This is a genomic window from Serpentinimonas sp. SMBJO2, from assembly GCF_056341105.1.
Genome location: NZ_CP150628.1, coordinates 259,545 through 273,476 on the forward strand (window position 1 = coordinate 259,545; position 13,932 = coordinate 273,476).

The 13,932-nt window shown below is 70.3% G+C and carries 12 protein-coding genes and 1 pseudogene; 10 read left to right on the forward strand and 3 right to left on the reverse strand.

The window, feature by feature from the left end; all coding sequences use genetic code 11:
• Positions 1-191 precede the first annotated feature (191 nt).
• From AAAZ40_RS01135 to AAAZ40_RS01155, 5 genes and pseudogenes are all read left to right on the forward strand, one after another.
• Positions 192-710: pseudogene (locus AAAZ40_RS01135) on the forward strand (MCP four helix bundle domain-containing protein); the annotation flags it as partial.
• A gap of 414 nt (positions 711-1,124) precedes the next feature.
• The gene (locus tag AAAZ40_RS01140) at positions 1,125-1,772 is read left to right on the forward strand and encodes a methyl-accepting chemotaxis protein (RefSeq protein WP_476661652.1); all 648 of its coding nucleotides are present in this window, start codon (positions 1,125-1,127) and stop codon (positions 1,770-1,772) included.
• Positions 1,773-1,851: 79 nt separating this feature from the next.
• Positions 1,852-2,754: a phosphoribosylaminoimidazolesuccinocarboxamide synthase gene (locus tag AAAZ40_RS01145; protein WP_476660780.1), complete on the forward strand. Its 903-nt coding sequence runs from the start codon at positions 1,852-1,854 to the stop codon at positions 2,752-2,754.
• A gap of 25 nt (positions 2,755-2,779) precedes the next feature.
• Entirely contained in the window at positions 2,780-3,202 is a 423-nt protein-coding gene (locus AAAZ40_RS01150; protein WP_476660781.1) for a DUF2946 family protein, read from the forward strand.
• 115 nt (positions 3,203-3,317) lie between these two features.
• Complete coding sequence (locus AAAZ40_RS01155) at positions 3,318-3,899, forward strand: copper chaperone PCu(A)C (RefSeq protein WP_476660782.1); 582 nt, start codon at positions 3,318-3,320, stop codon at positions 3,897-3,899.
• Positions 3,900-3,905: 6 nt separating this feature from the next.
• Here the strand turns inward: AAAZ40_RS01155 and trxA are convergent, their stop codons facing one another.
• On the reverse strand, positions 3,906-4,847 hold the full coding sequence (gene trxA / locus AAAZ40_RS01160) for a thioredoxin (RefSeq protein ID WP_476660783.1): 942 nt from the start codon (positions 4,845-4,847) through the stop codon (positions 3,906-3,908).
• Positions 4,848-5,078: 231 nt separating this feature from the next.
• Here trxA and purE point away from each other — a divergent pair, with 231 nt between their 5' ends.
• Genes purE through AAAZ40_RS01175 form a run of 3 tightly spaced genes read left to right on the forward strand, consistent with a single transcriptional unit; the run spans position 5,079 to position 7,920 of the window.
• Entirely contained in the window at positions 5,079-5,585 is a 507-nt protein-coding gene (purE, locus tag AAAZ40_RS01165) for a 5-(carboxyamino)imidazole ribonucleotide mutase (RefSeq protein ID WP_476660784.1), read from the forward strand.
• Complete coding sequence (locus AAAZ40_RS01170) at positions 5,582-6,877, forward strand: 5-(carboxyamino)imidazole ribonucleotide synthase (RefSeq protein WP_476660785.1); 1,296 nt, start codon at positions 5,582-5,584, stop codon at positions 6,875-6,877. Before purE ends, AAAZ40_RS01170 begins: the two co-directional genes overlap by 4 nt.
• Positions 6,874-7,920 carry an L-threonylcarbamoyladenylate synthase gene (locus AAAZ40_RS01175; protein WP_476661653.1) on the forward strand — a complete coding sequence of 349 codons (1,047 nt, stop codon included), beginning with the start codon at positions 6,874-6,876 and terminating at the stop codon, positions 7,918-7,920. The genes AAAZ40_RS01170 and AAAZ40_RS01175 overlap by 4 nt, the downstream gene beginning before the upstream one ends.
• Positions 7,921-7,975: 55 nt before the next feature.
• Here the strand turns inward: AAAZ40_RS01175 and AAAZ40_RS01180 are convergent, their stop codons facing one another.
• Positions 7,976-8,968, reverse strand: a complete 993-nt coding sequence (locus tag AAAZ40_RS01180; RefSeq protein WP_476660786.1) for an anti-sigma factor family protein — start codon at positions 8,966-8,968, stop codon at positions 7,976-7,978.
• Between the two features lie 44 nt (positions 8,969-9,012).
• Complete coding sequence (locus AAAZ40_RS01185; RefSeq protein ID WP_476660787.1) at positions 9,013-9,513, reverse strand: RNA polymerase sigma factor; 501 nt, start codon at positions 9,511-9,513, stop codon at positions 9,013-9,015.
• A gap of 139 nt (positions 9,514-9,652) precedes the next feature.
• On the opposite strand from AAAZ40_RS01185, the gene AAAZ40_RS01190 reads away from it, so the two are divergent.
• Together AAAZ40_RS01190 and AAAZ40_RS01195 are read left to right on the forward strand one after the other, a co-directional pair.
• Entirely contained in the window at positions 9,653-11,095 is a 1,443-nt protein-coding gene (locus tag AAAZ40_RS01190; RefSeq protein ID WP_476660788.1) for a S8 family serine peptidase, read from the forward strand.
• A gap of 349 nt (positions 11,096-11,444) precedes the next feature.
• Entirely contained in the window at positions 11,445-13,910 is a 2,466-nt protein-coding gene (locus tag AAAZ40_RS01195) for a putative bifunctional diguanylate cyclase/phosphodiesterase (protein ID WP_476660789.1), read from the forward strand.
• Positions 13,911-13,932: the final 22 nt, after the last annotated feature.

The following is a 13,932-nucleotide window of genomic DNA, read 5'->3' on the forward strand; positions in this document are numbered from 1 at the left end:
GCAGGCTTTGCCTATTGGACTTTGGTACAGTTTTGCGGGTTTGGTGCGCAAGGCTAAACACATGCCTGTGCATCGAAGACACGGTGCGGCGGCATAATGCCCACGCGCCGGCTCGGGCTTGGGTGGTGGTGTCCCACAGCAGCAAGCTCCTACGGCTGCACCGACACCTTTGACCTTACCGAGCTTGAAGCATGAACCTTCGCACCTCACCGCAATCGCGCTCGCTGGGCCGCAAACTGGTTTTCACCGTCGTTTTGCTTTTTTCCACCTTGGCCGCCACCTCGACGGCCAGTTGGTTGATCTTGAGCCACCTCGAAAACCAGTCCGAGCGCTTGGCGCAGCGCTTCATGCCGCAAGTCGAGCGCATCTCGGACGCGCAAGTGCTGATGCTTCGCATCTCGCTCGAGGCGCGCCAAGCCATGCTGGTGACCAGCGCCGACGAGGTTCGGGCCAGCCTTGACCGCCTGGGCACCTTCAGGCAACAAAAGCTCGATCTGCTGCAAGCCTTCGAGACCAACCTAGATGACGACCGCGGGCGCGAAATCTTTGCCCAAATCCGCTCGGCCGACACCGAGTTTTGGCGCCAAGCCCAGCAGGTGGCGGGCCAAATTCAGGCCGGCAACGCAGCGGCGGCTTTCACCCTATTGAACACCGATCTGGTACCGGCGCGCGACCGGGTTTTGCAGCACATGGCCGAGCAGCGCGCGTGGCAGCAGCAGCTGGTCGATGAGCAGCTGGCCGGCACCGACCGCATCGCCTTCAACACCAAGCTGGCGCTGGCCTTGGCCACGCTGCTGGTGTTTGTGGTGGCGGCTTACAACGCCCACACCTTCATGCGCACCATGCGGGCCTCGTTTGCCCGGGCGCAAAAAGTCACCTTCCGCATCGCTAATGCGCGCAACCACCAGGCCGAGCCCCCGGTGCAAGGCGACGAATTCGCTTCGCTCTTTGCATCGATCGCCGACATGGAGCAGCGCCTCAGCCAGGTGGTGGCGCGCGTGCGTCAGACTTCGACCGGTGTGTCGAGCGCGGCGGCGCAGCTCGACCACACCAGCACCGATCTGCTCGCGGCCACCGATCAGCAGATCAGCGCCATCGAATCCAGCGCCGTTCACGCGCGCAGCATGGCTGCCGCCATCGAGACCAGCGCCAGCAGCGCCAACAACGTGAGCCAGCTGGCCAGCAAGGCGGCCAACATCGCCTCGGAGGGCGGGCAGGCGGTGGGCTCGGTGGTGCAAGAGATGCAGCGCATCGGCGAGGCCTCGAAGCGCATTGCCGAAATCGTGAGCGTGATCGACGGCATTGCGTTCCAGACCAACATTCTGGCGCTCAACGCCGCCGTGGAGGCGGCCCGTGCGGGCGAACAAGGGCGCGGCTTTGCCGTGGTGGCCGGTGAGGTGCGCAGCCTGGCGCAGCGCAGCACGCAGGCGGCGCGCGAGGTCAAGCAGCTCATCGAAACCTCGACCCAGCGCGTGCAAACCGGCTCGGCAGCGGCCGAAAACGCCGGCCAGACCATGCAGCGCGTGGTCGATTCGGTGGCCGAGCTCTCCAGCCTCATGGGCTCGATCGCCCAGGCCACGGCGCAGCAGCGCGCCAGCGCACAGCAGCTAGACCAAGCCGTCGAAGCCCTGAACCAGACCGCCAGCACCAGCGCCACCGTGGTGCAGCGCTCGCAAGCCACGGCCGCGGCTTTGCACCAACAGGCCCAGCGTCTCGATGAGACCATGGGGGCGTTCAACGTTCAAGGCTCGGCTGCGCTGCAGGCGGCCTAGTTTGGGGCCTGATTTAGGTGATTTAGGGCTTGATGTGGGCACGGCGGCGCCTGCTGCGCTGGCGCTACACTCGCAAACCATGACGCAAACCCTGCACACCTCCACCCTCCAATCCCTGCCGCTGCTGGCGCGCGGCAAGGTGCGCGACAACTACGCCGTGGGCGACGACCGCATCCTGATGCTGGCCTCGGACCGCATCAGCGCCTTCGATGTGGTGATGGAGCAGCCCATCCCCGGCAAGGGCGAACTGCTCACGCGCCTGAGCCTGTTTTGGTTCGAGCACCTGAGCCGCCTGGGGCTGTGCCCCAACCACCTCACCGGCGCCGACCCCGAGAGCGTGGTCAGCGCGGACGAGCGGCCCTTGGTGCGCGGCCGCTCGATGCTGGTGCAGCGCCTGCGCCCGATTCCCGTGGAGGCGGTGGTGCGCGGCTATCTGGCCGGCAGCGGCTGGAAAGAATACCAAAGCAGCGGCCGCGTCTGCGGTGTGGCCCTGCCGCCGGGCTTGGTCAACGCCGCGCAGCTGCCCGAGCCCATTTACACCCCCGCGGCCAAGGCGGCGCAGGGCGAGCACGACGAGAACATCACCTTCGAGCAGACGGTGCAGATGATCGGCCCCGAGCTGGCCGAGCAGATTCGGCGCGTGTCGATCGGGCTGTACCGGGCGGCGGCGGCGCATGCGCTGGGCAAGGGCATCATCATCGCCGACACCAAGTTTGAGTTCGGGCTCGACGCCCAGGGCCGACTGGTGCTGATGGACGAGGTGCTGACCCCCGACAGCTCGCGCTACTGGCCGCTGGAGCAGTACCGCCCCGGCGCCAACCCGCCGAGCTTTGACAAGCAGTATCTGCGCGACTGGCTCGAGACGGCGACGGTGGCCGGCCAGCCGTGGAACAAAAGCGCCCCCGCCCCCACGCTGCCGCCCGAAGTGATCGCGCAGACCGCCGCCAAGTACCGCGACGCGCTGCAGCGGCTGCTGGGCTAGGGCGTCGCAGTTTAGGGCCCAACCCATGCCGCTCCAAGCCCTACGCCGCCGTTCGCTCGCTTGGTTCGCGCTGGGCCTGCTGTGGCTGGCGGCGTTGTTGCCGGCGCTGAGCCAGAGCGTGCTGGCGCAGCCGCTGCGCGAGGGCTGGGTGCAGGTGTGCAGCGGCAGCGGCATGGTTTGGGTGCGCGCCGATTGGCAGGCCAAGCTGGCCGCGCCAGCGCCTGCCGCCGCCGACCCCGCACACGAACCAGCCGCCGCACCGGCCTGCGATTGGTGCCTCAAACACCAAGTCGCGCAGGCGCTGGGGCCTGCAACCGCGCCGGTTTTGCACGCCCCAGTTGCCCGCCGCGCCCTCGCCGCCCAAGCGGCGCAGTGCGTCGGCCACCCGCAAGGCTGGCCGCCCGCGCAGGCGCGCGCACCCCCTGCCGGGCTGGCTGTGCGCCTTTGAACCGGCGTTATCCAATTTTTGTTTTTTTGATGTGGTCTGCCCCCGCTCCCCGAATGAGGGGCTGGCGGGCTGGTGGCTCACGACTGGTCAGATTTTGAAATTCTAGGAGTACGATATGCGAGCTTTCTTTTTTGCTTTGGCGCTGGCTGGGTTTGCCTTGGTCGGCCCGGCTGCGGCGCAAACCCCGGTGGTGACGGTGAGCGAACCGTGGGTGCGCGCCACCGTGGCGCAGCAACAGGCCACCGGAGCCTTCATGCGCCTGAGCGCCAGCCAGAACGCGCGGCTGGTGGCGGCCAGCTCACCCGTGGCCGGCCTGACCGAAATCCACGAAATGGCGCTGGTCAACGATGTCATGCGCATGCGCGCCATCGCCGGCCTCGATTTGCCGGCCGGACAAGCGGTCGAGCTGCGGCCCGGCGGCTACCACGTGATGCTGATGCAGCTGCGCCAAACCCTGAACGCCGGCGAGCGCGTGGCCATCACGCTGGTGTTCGAAGACGCCAACCGCCAGCGCTTCACCCAGACCATCGAAGCGCCGGTGCGCCCGCTCGGGGCAGCGGCAACGGGGGCGCATGGGCATGGCGCGCATGGCCACGGTGCCCACGGCCAAGGTCACGGCGCGCAAGCGGCGCCGGGCGGGCACGGGCATGCGCACGGTCATGCTCCGGCCGCTCCGGCCGCCCCGCAGCGGCCCTGAATCCCCTTAGTTCAGCGCCATGCTCAGGCGGCGGCGGTAGCGCGCCACCAGTTCGCTTTGCGGATCGGTGGCTTGCAGCGCCTTGCCGGCGAGCTCGATGCCGCCGGCGCTTTTGCCCGCTTGCGCTGGGTCGGCTTTGGGCGCGGGCGGCGTCATCAGCTCCAGCAGCCCGATGTAGGTCTTGCGCGCCAGCTCGTTGGCCCAGCGGCGGTCGCGCTGGATGATCTCGAGCAGTTCGTCGAGCGCCGCCGGCCATTCGCCCAAGGCGATCAGCAGCCGGCTCTTGGCCATGCGGGCCTCGAAATCGCGCTTGTCGTGCGCGATCAGTTCGTCGAAGCGCTCCAGCGGCCACTGGCCGCGCTCGTCGGTGCTGCAAAACAGCAGCGCGTTGAGCCAGTGCGACAAGGCCTCGAAACGCAGCTGCAGCGGAATCTGCGCCAGCGCCGGGGCCAGCGCCAGCTCGGCTTGCTCAAACTGCCCGTGGGCGATCAGGTGGCGCACGCAATCGAAGCGCAGATCGTGGTTGCCCGGCTCCTGTTGCAGGCGCTGCAGCAGCCGCGCCAGCTGTTCTTCGGCGCTCAGGTCGGCGGGCTCGGGCGCTTCGTCTTGCGGCGCGCTGTCGAGCTCGGGCAGGTGCTTGTCGAGGAAGGCGCGCAGCTGGCTCTCGGGCAGCGCCCCGGTGAAGCCATCGACCGGCTGGCCGTCGATCAGCAGCACGCAGGTGGGGATGCTGCGGATGCCAAAGGCCGCCGCCAGTTGCTGCTGTTGGTCGGAGTCGATCTTCACCAGCTTGAAGCGGCCCTGGTAGGCGGCTTCGAGCTTTTCCAGCAACGGGCCGAGGGTGCGGCAAGGCCCGCACCAAGGGGCCCAAAAATCCACCAGCACCGGCACCTGCGCAGAAGCGGCGATGACTTCGGACTCGAAATTGGCAAGGGTGACGTCGATCATGGCGTGGGGCGGTGTACCGCAGAAAAAGGGGGGCAAAAGATTGGGGCACTGCAAGGCCCGGCACCTGACATTGTCGCCCAAAGCGGTGGCGGCACGGCCACGCCTTAAAATCAAGCGCTTGCACCGGATGCGCCCCTCACAGCGGGCTGCGCCGGCCCCTTTCAACGCCGCACCGCTGGTGCGCCCAATGGACTATCTCGGTTGAAGCCCGCAGCTTCGATCGACTATTTTATGAACGCAACCGTGCAGATCGGCGTGGTCATGGGCTCCAGTTCCGACTGGGAGACGATGCGCCACGCCGTCGAGATTTTGCAGCAGCTGGGCGTGGCGCACGAGGCGCGCGTGCTCTCGGCGCACCGCATGCCCGACGATATGTTTGCCTACGCCGAAAGCGCGGCCGGGCGCGGGCTGCAGGCGATCATCGCCGGTGCCGGTGGCGCCGCGCACCTGCCGGGCATGCTGGCGGCCAAAACCACGCTGCCGGTGCTCGGCGTGCCGGTGGCGGGCAAGGCGCTGGGGGGCGTGGATTCGCTGCACAGCATCGTGCAGATGCCCAAAGGCATCCCGGTGGCCACCTTTGCCATCGGCACCGCCGGGGCCGCCAACGCGGCGCTGTTTGCCGTCGCCATGCTGGCCCTGCACGACCCGGCGCTGCTGCAGCGCCTGCAAGCCTTTCGCGCCGCCCAGACCGCGGCCGCACGCGCCATGACGCTGCCGCCGCCGCAGCCCAACCCATGAACGGCCCTGACCGCGTAGGCCACGTGGACTGCCCGGCCAGCGCATGTGCCGCCGTGGGCGTGGCCAGCGCAGCCCCATCGTTGCCACCGCCCCTGCTGCCCGGCAGCCTGGGCCATGCGGGCCAGCCCTGCACCCTGGGCGTGCTGGGTGGGGGGCAGCTCGGGCGCATGTTCGTGCAGGCGGCACAAAGGCTGGGCTACGCCTGCGCGGTGCTGGAGCCAGAAGACCACAGCCCCGCCGCCCAAGCCTGCCCGCAGCACATCCAGGCCGATTACGCCGACCCGCTGGGCCTCGAGCAGCTGGCGCAGCGCTGCGACGCCATCACCACCGAGTTCGAGAACGTGCCGGCCGCGGCCCTGCGCTGGCTGGCGCAGCGGCGCGTGGTGGCCCCAGCCGCTGCTGCGGTGGCGCTGGCCCAGGACCGCATCGCCGAAAAAGCCCATTTCAGCGCCTGCGCCCAGCCAGCCGGCGTGGGCCCGGCGCCTTACGCGGTCATCGAGACCGAGGCCCAGTTGCAGGCCGCCCCCGCGGCGCTGCTGCCCGGCATCCTCAAAACCGCACGCCTGGGCTACGACGGCAAAGGCCAGCAGCGGGTGCACACCCGCGCCGAGCTGCAGGCCGCATGGCAGCGCTTGGGCGGTGTGCCGTGCGTGCTCGAGCGCTTGCTGCCCCTCAGAGCCGAGCTGTCGGTGCTGGTGGCGCGGGGCCGCGACGGCCAGGTGGTGCACTACCCGCCGCAGCGCAACCTGCACCGCAACGGCATTCTGGCGCTCACCGAGGCCTGCCCCGGCAACCTGCCCGCCGGGCTCGCCGCACGCGCCGCGTCGGCCAGCGCCCTGATCGCCGCTCAGCTGGGCTACGTGGGCGTGCTGTGCGTCGAGTTTTTTGTCATCGACGACGGCAGCGCCGAGGGTGCGCTGGTGCTCAACGAGATGGCCCCGCGCCCGCACAACAGCGGCCACTACACGCTCGACGCCTGCGACGTGTCGCAGTTCGAGCTGCAGGTGCGCACCCTGGCCGGCCTGCCCCTGGTGGCGCCGCGCCAGCACAGCCCGGCGCTCATGCTCAATCTGCTGGGCGAACTGTGGTTTGACGCCCAAGGCCAGCCGCGCAGCCCCGACTGGGCCGCCGTGCTGGCGCTGCCCGGCGCGCACTTGCACCTGTACGGCAAGCTCGAGGCACGCCCCGGCCGCAAGATGGGGCACCTAACGCTCACCGGCGCCAGCGCGCCGCAGGTGCGCGCAACGGCGCTCGCCGCCGCAGCGCTACTGGGCATCGAGCCGTGGCCCTGACGCTGGACGCGCGCGCCCTAGCCAGCGCAACGGCTGCTGGGCCCGCAGAGCCCGTGCTGCAGCGCGCCTGCGCCCAGTTGCAGGCCGGCCGCCTGCTCGCCCTGCCCACCGAAACCGTGTATGGCCTGGCGGCCGATGCCGATGCGCCCGAGGCGGTGGCGCGCATCTACGCCGCCAAGGGCCGGCCGGCCGACCATCCTTTGATCGTGCATGTGGGCGGCAGCCTGCCCGCGCACTGGCAGCCGGCGCTGGCGCATTACACCCGCGCCTGCCCCGACTTTGCCCAGCGCCTGATGGCCGCTTGCTGGCCCGGGCCGCTGACGCTGATCCTGCCACGCCGCCCCGGCGTGGCCAGCGCCGCCGCCGGTGGCCAAGGCAGCATCGGGCTGCGCTGCCCGGCGCACCCGGTGGCGCAAGCGGTGTTGCAAGCCGCCTTGCAGGTGGGCATCCGGGGCCTGGCGGCCCCGAGCGCCAACCGCTTTGGGCGTTTGAGCCCGACCCGCGCCGAGCACGTGGCGGCCGAGTTTGCCGGCCTGCTGAGCGACGAAGAACTGCTGATTTTGGATGCTGGCCCCTGCCAAGTGGGGATCGAATCGACCATCATCGACTGCAGCCGCAACCAGCCGGTGCTGCTGCGCCCCGGCGTGCTGCCGCTCAGCACCCTGGAGGCCGCCGCCGGCCAGCCACTGGCCGCACGCGATGCAGCGGCCCCGCGCGCCTCGGGCACCCTGAGCGCGCACTACGCGCCGCGGGCCCGGCTGCGCCTGCTGCCCGCGCCCGAGCTGCAAACCGCGCTCGACCTGCTCGGCCCCGACGCACGCCACCTGGCGATTTACAGCCGCAGCCCGCTGCGCTGCGCCAGCGCCCATGTGTTGCAAGAACGCATGCCGCAGCAGGCCAGCGCCTGCGCGCACGAGCTGTTTGCGGTGCTGCGCGCGCTCGACCGCCCCGGCACGCGGCTGATCTGGGTCGAAACCCCACCCGACGACCCAGCCTGGGACGGCGTGCGCGACCGGCTGCAGCGCGCCGCAGCGGCGGGTTGAGGGTGGCGCGCGCCTTGATGGGTGGCCTGATAGGCTCTGGCTGACCGACCAGAGCTCAGGGACGCGGCGCCGGCCCCTGCCAGCCCGCCGTCAGGCGCGCGTTTTCTTCTTCAGCCGACAAAAACTGCACCGCTCCCAAGCCTTCGTAAAACGCCTGCAAGGCCGCTTGCTGGGCTCCGCTGGCGGTTTCGAAGGCACCCACAGGCACGGTTTCGCTGGCGCCAAAAGCCACCGCCCAGCCGCTGTCCGGGGTCTGGCACAGCACCGCCAGCGTTTGCATCTGGGTCTGTGCCCCGGCATCCAGGCGCAGCTCCTGCACTTCGCGGCAATGCTGCCCCGGTGCGCGCTCGAAGGTGCCCAGCACCTCGAGCGTGTCGGCGCCGATGCGCACCACTTGCGCGCTGGCCACCGCCTGCAGCGCCGTCAGCACGCGCTCGTCGTGCACCGGGGCGCCGCTCTGGGCCCAGTGCGGGCGCGGCGCCGTGGGCGCCGCCTGCGGCCAGACCCACAGCACCAGCACCACCCAGACCAGCGAGGCCAGCGCCACGCCCTGCAAGAGCCGGCCCGGCGCCCAGGCGGCGGCACCCGCGCCCCGGCCCGCCGCGGCACCGGCGCCACCCCCTCCAGCCGCACCGCCGGCACCGGCTCCTGCCATCCCCTGGTTGCCGCTGCCACCAGTCCCGCCCAGCAGCGCGCCCACCCAGCGCTGCCACAGACGCCGCCACGGGCCGGGCTGCGCCGGGTCGGCGGCGACAGCGGGCTGCGCAGCCGCAGCCACGACCGACTGCGGATGGGCGCGCTGCCCCAGCGCTTGCGCTTGCGGCCAAGGGGCGTTCAGGATCGCCGCCACCAGCCGCGGCGGCACCGGCTCCTCGAGCTTGGCGCGGTAGGCCGCGCGCAGGGTGGCGCTCTGCTGCACCAGCGCCTGCAGGCGCGCGCGCAAACCTGCATCCTGCTGCAGCGCCTGCTCGACGCGCTCGTAGTCGGCCTCGTGTTCGAGCTCACCGTCCAGATAGGCCAGCAGCGTCGTCGCGTCGATCGTCATCATGCACCGTCCTTTTTTCGCCCGTTTTCCGCCCGTTTTTCGCCCGGCTACCGTCCCTTGGCGCCCAGACCCTCAGCCAGTCGGGCCCTGGCCCGCGCCAGGCGGCTCATCACCGTGCCCAGGGGCAGTTCCAACACCGCCGCCGCCTCTTTGTAAGACAGGCCCTCGACCGCCACCAGCAGCAGCACCGCGCGCTGATCCTCGGGCAGTTCGGCCACCAGCCGGCGCACGGCGCGGGCCTCGCTGCGCGCCTCCAGCAGCGTGCGCCCATCGTCGCCCAGCAACTCATCGAAACCCTCGTCCCACGACTCGGTCTGCTGGCGCTGGCGCGCGCGGTACTCGTCGAGCCAGGTGGTCTGCAAGATGCGAAACATCCAACTGGCCAGACTGGTATCGCTCTGGTACTGATCCCAGCGCTCGATCGCCTTGAGGCAGCCGGCCTGCACCAGATCGTCGGCCTGGTGCCCGTCGCCGGTCAGCCCGTAGGCAAAGCGGCGCAAGCGCGGCAGCAGGCTGATGAGTTCGGCACGCGGATCAGAGGACGCCATACAAAGTCTGTTGCAAGTGACAACGCGTCGAGCCGGGATTTATTCCCAACCGGGTTACAAATTCTTACCCCCGATGACCGCCGCGGCGGGCCGCACCGGCTAGGCGGAATCGATGTCTTGCGCTAGAGTCTAGCGCGCAATGGTTGCCAACCCCCGACCCCTCCCCGGCCCGGCGCGCCCCCTGGCGCCCGCCCGCCTGCGCCTGCACGCCCGCATGGGCTTGCTGGCGGTGCTGGGTTTTCTGGGGCCGCTGGCCTGGATCGCCCCCGCCGGTTCGCCCCCCGATTTGGGCGGCGGTTGGGTGTGGGCCGGCGACGGCGGCGGAGACAGCGGTGGCGGCGACGGCGATGCGGGCGACAGCGGCGGTGACGATGGCGGCGACGACAGCGACGCTTCGGGCGCTGACGACCAAGATGATGATGATGGCGACGACGATGCAGACCCCGCCCCCCTGGCTGCCGCTTGGGCGGCCTCGGGCGACTCGGGCGAGCACCTGCCCAACGAACTGCTGGCCCTCAACCCCAGTTCGGCTGCGCTGGCCTATGCCCGGCTGCTGACAGGCGTCGAAGTCGTCGAAACCCGCAACCTGCGCGCGCTCGGCCTGCAAGTCGTGCGGCTGCGCCTGCACGGTGTGCAAGCCCAGGCCACGCTCCGGCGCCTGGCCGCGTTCGAGCGCCAGACCTTCGCGCTGCACCATCTCTACGCAGTGGCACAAACCCCGGTCAGCACCCCAGCCAGCCCCACGGCGGCGCGCAGCAGCGAGCCCATCGCGGCCTTCAAACAGTCGATCGGCTGGCCGGCGGCCAGCGCCCGGTGCGGCCGGCGTCAGGTGATCGGCATCGTGGACACCGCCGTGCAGCTCGACCACCCGACGCTGCGCGGGGCGCAGATACGCAGCCAGCACAAGCTCGGCCCGGGTCAGACTGCGGTCGAAGACGACCACGGCACCGCGATTGCCGCCTTGCTGGTGGGCCAGCCTAGCGCCGGCTACACCGGGCTGCTGCCGCGCGCGCGCCTGCTGGCGGCGGCGCCGTTTTACCGCCTGGCTTCGGGCCACAGCCGCGCCGATGCCTTCGGTTTGGCGCAAAGCCTGGACTGGCTGGTGGGCCAGGGGGCGCAGGTGGTCGGCATGAGCCTGGCCGGCCCGCGCAACGCCGTGCTCGACGCCGCCCTCGAGCGCGCCCGGACGCGCGGGGTGGTGGTGGTGGCGGCAGCAGGCAATGGCGGGCGCGCGGCGGCGCCGGCGTTTCCGGCGGCGCACCCGGCCACGCTGGCCGTCACGGCGCTCACCCCGTCCCAGGCGGTGTACCGGCGCGCCAGCCAGGGCGGCCACATCCGCTTTGCCCTGCCCGGCACCGACTTGCCCACCGTCGGCCGCGCGGGCACGCTGCAGCAGCGCAGCGGCACCTCTTACGCGGTGCCCTTCCTGGTGGCCATGGTGTCGCAGTCGCTGCACGAGCACCGCCTGAGCGCGGCGCAGTGGTTCAGCGGCCAGGGCATGGCCCTGCAAGACCTGGGCGCTCCCGGCCGCGATCCGGTCTTTGGCTGGGGCCTGCCGCGCGTCAGCCCGGCCTGCTCCTGACCCTCGACCCACGGCTGCGCCCGGCGCGGGCGCGTGCCTGAGGGCGCTCCCATCGGGCCCTGGCCGCTCAGACTTTGTCATTTTGTGTAACCGGCGGAATAAGTCGGCCGATGCCGCGTTGTCGCTCATGAAGGGGGTGTCGGCCTCAACGATCCATGTGGTGGCCCGACGGCTCTTCGAACCGCTCAACCCACTTTTCCACTTCGAGGCTGCTCTCATGTACCCGCTCCTGAAACGCCTGTGGCCACGCCTCGGTCGAACGTCCCAGCCCACACCGGCGCCGGCTGCACCAGCCGCGCCGGCGGTTCGCCTGGATCTGACCGCCACCCCGATTTGATCGCCCCTTCACGTGAACCTTGCCCTGTTATCCTGGTGGCAGCGCCAGCGCCTGACCTCCCGACTGGTCTTTTCGTCGGTGACCCTGGTGCTGGCCCTGCTGCTGCTGCTGTTTGCCCTGGTGCAAGGGCTGATCAGCCAGCAGGCCGACCGGCGCTGGACGCACGAACTGCATGCCGCCGAGCGCGTCTGGCGCAGCCTGTTGGCCCAGGAGTCCACCCGGCTGCTCGACAGCGCCGCCCTGCTGGCCGCCAACCACGAGCTGCGCCGGGCGCTGGGCCGCAAGGACCTGGCCCAGATGGAGACCGCGCTGGCGCTCGAGGGCGAGCGCATCGGGGCCCAGATCACGGCCGTGCTCGACACCGATCTGCAATTGCAAGCCACCAAGCCGCTCGACGCGGTGTTTCTGCTCTGGCTCAGACACAGCGCCTACCCGCAGATGGCGCAGGCGCAAAACAGCCGCCCCAAAGCCGACGCAGCAAGTGCCTCACCCTGGCTCGACGACCCCGACGCCCTGTCGCGCTTGCTGCGCGCCGTTGCCGAACACGCCACCCGCGACCGCAGCCGCTCGGTGTTGGCGCTGCTCGGCGACGCCCCGTATCAGTTCGTCGTCGCGCCGGTGCTGGATCAAGAACACAACCGCATCCAAGGCTGGGTGCTGATGGGCTTTGCGCTGGCGCAGTCGCTGGCCGATCAGATGCACGCCGACCTGGACGTGCACGTGGCGCTTTTTGCTTCGGCCGCGGCCCAAAGCCACCCGCCGCGCCTGGTCTTTGGCACCCTGGCGGCTCCAGCCGCCGGCCTGGTGCCGCAACCCGACACGGCCTACGCGGTGTACGACGGCAAGCGCTACGCTCAACGGCAACTGCGCCAGCCGGTCCTGGGCGGCGAGCTGCACACCGTCTTGCTGCGCTCGGTGGCCGATGCCGAATTGCCGTTCATCCAGTTGCAGCTGTGGCTGGGCGGGCTCAGCCTGATGGGCCTGGCGTTGTTTGCCTGGGCCAGTGCGCGCAGCGTGCGCCGCATCACCGCGCCCTTGGCCACCTTGCAACAGGCGGCGCTGGCGCTGGAACAGGGCCGCTTCGACGCCCCCCTGCCGCCAAGCACTGGCTTTGACGAGGTCGCACAGCTCAGCCGCGGCTTCGACGCCATGCGCCAGAGCCTGGCCGAGCAGCAGGTCGAGATCCGGCGCCTGGCCTACCGCGACCGCCTCACCGGCCTGCCGAACCGGCAGCGCTTCGTCGAGGCGGTGGAATTGGCGCTGGGGCAGCAGCGCGCCGGCCAGCCGCCCTTGTCGGTGCTCACGCTCAACCTGGACCGCTTCAAGCACGTCAACGAGGTCATGGGCTACGCCTTTGGCGACGAGCTGTTGCGCGCCGTCGCGCAGCGCCTGAGCGAGGCGGTGGGCAAAGGGCACCTGCTGGCGCGGCTGGGTGGCGATGAGTTTGGTTTCCTGCTCACGGGTTTGTCGGCGGATCAGGCGCTGACGCAGGCGCGCCTGGTTCTGGCGCAACTGGCGGCCGGGGTGGTGCTCGGCGGCCAGCGCATCGATGTGCGCGCCAGCGCCGGGCTGGCCGAAGGCCCGCGCAATGGCAGCGACGCCGACGCCCTGATCAACCACGCCGAAATGGCCATGCGCCAGGCCAAGCGGCGCACCGCCGGCGTGTTGTGCTTCATGCCCGAGCACGACCGCAGCCAGGTGGCCGATCTGTCTTTGCTCGGTGCCCTGCGCGACGGCATGGCACGCGGCGAGTTGCGCCTGTACCTGCAGCCCAAGCTGCCGCTGCATGGCGCACGGGCGCCGTCTGCCGAGGCGCTGCTGCGCTGGCAGCACCCGACCGAGGGCTTGATCGCCCCGGCGCGCTTCATTCCCTTTGCCGAACAGACCGGTTTCATCACCGAACTCACGACCTGGGTGATTGAAGCCGCCGCACAGGCTTGCGCCCAATGGCAGCGGCAGGGCTTTGCGTGCCCGATTGCCGTCAACGTCTCGACCCGCGACCTGCTCGACCCCGCCTTTGCCGAGCGCGTGGCGGCCTGCCTGCGGCGCCACGGCGTCGACAGCCGCCAGATCAGCCTCGAGATCACCGAAAGCGCGCTGATGGAGGACTCGGCGCGGGCTCTGGCCACGCTGCAGCAGCTGGCCGCGCTGGGGCTCGAATTGGCGATCGACGACTACGGCACCGGTTATTCGTCCCTGACCTACCTCAAGCAGCTGCCGGTGCAGACGCTCAAGATCGATCAGAGCTTCATCGCCCAGATGGCCAGCGACAGCCGCGACGCCGCCATCGTGCAATCCTCGCTCGAACTGGCGCACCAGCTCGGGCTGCGGGTGGTGGCCGAAGGGGTGGAGGACGCCGCCACGCTGCAGCGGCTGCAAGCCTGGGGGTGCGACTGGGCACAGGGCTACCACATCGCCAAGCCCATGCCGTGGGAGCAGCTGGCGCCCTGGTGGGCCAGGCAGCCGTCGGCCACCTGAGGGCTGCGAGGCCATCGAACGC

Bases quoted from the DNA above. Each gene is read 5' to 3' on its own strand.
- AAAZ40_RS01145 (WP_476660780.1), top strand. From the start codon at position 1,852: ATGACGCAAACCCTGCACACCTCCACCCTCCAATCCCTGCCGCTGCTG.
- AAAZ40_RS01185 (WP_476660787.1), bottom strand. From the start codon at position 9,513: ATGGCGTCCTCTGATCCGCGTGCCGAACTCATCAGCCTGCTGCCGCGC.
- AAAZ40_RS01170 (WP_476660785.1), top strand. From the start codon at position 5,582: ATGAACGGCCCTGACCGCGTAGGCCACGTGGACTGCCCGGCCAGCGCA.
- purE (WP_476660784.1), top strand. From the start codon at position 5,079: ATGAACGCAACCGTGCAGATCGGCGTGGTCATGGGCTCCAGTTCCGAC.
- trxA (WP_476660783.1), bottom strand. From the start codon at position 4,847: ATGATCGACGTCACCCTTGCCAATTTCGAGTCCGAAGTCATCGCCGCT.
- AAAZ40_RS01155 (WP_476660782.1), top strand. From the start codon at position 3,318: ATGCGAGCTTTCTTTTTTGCTTTGGCGCTGGCTGGGTTTGCCTTGGTC.
- AAAZ40_RS01140 (WP_476661652.1), top strand. From the start codon at position 1,125: ATGGCTGCCGCCATCGAGACCAGCGCCAGCAGCGCCAACAACGTGAGC.
- AAAZ40_RS01180 (WP_476660786.1), bottom strand. From the start codon at position 8,968: ATGATGACGATCGACGCGACGACGCTGCTGGCCTATCTGGACGGTGAG.
- AAAZ40_RS01190 (WP_476660788.1), top strand. From the start codon at position 9,653: ATGGTTGCCAACCCCCGACCCCTCCCCGGCCCGGCGCGCCCCCTGGCG.
- AAAZ40_RS01150 (WP_476660781.1), top strand. From the start codon at position 2,780: ATGCCGCTCCAAGCCCTACGCCGCCGTTCGCTCGCTTGGTTCGCGCTG.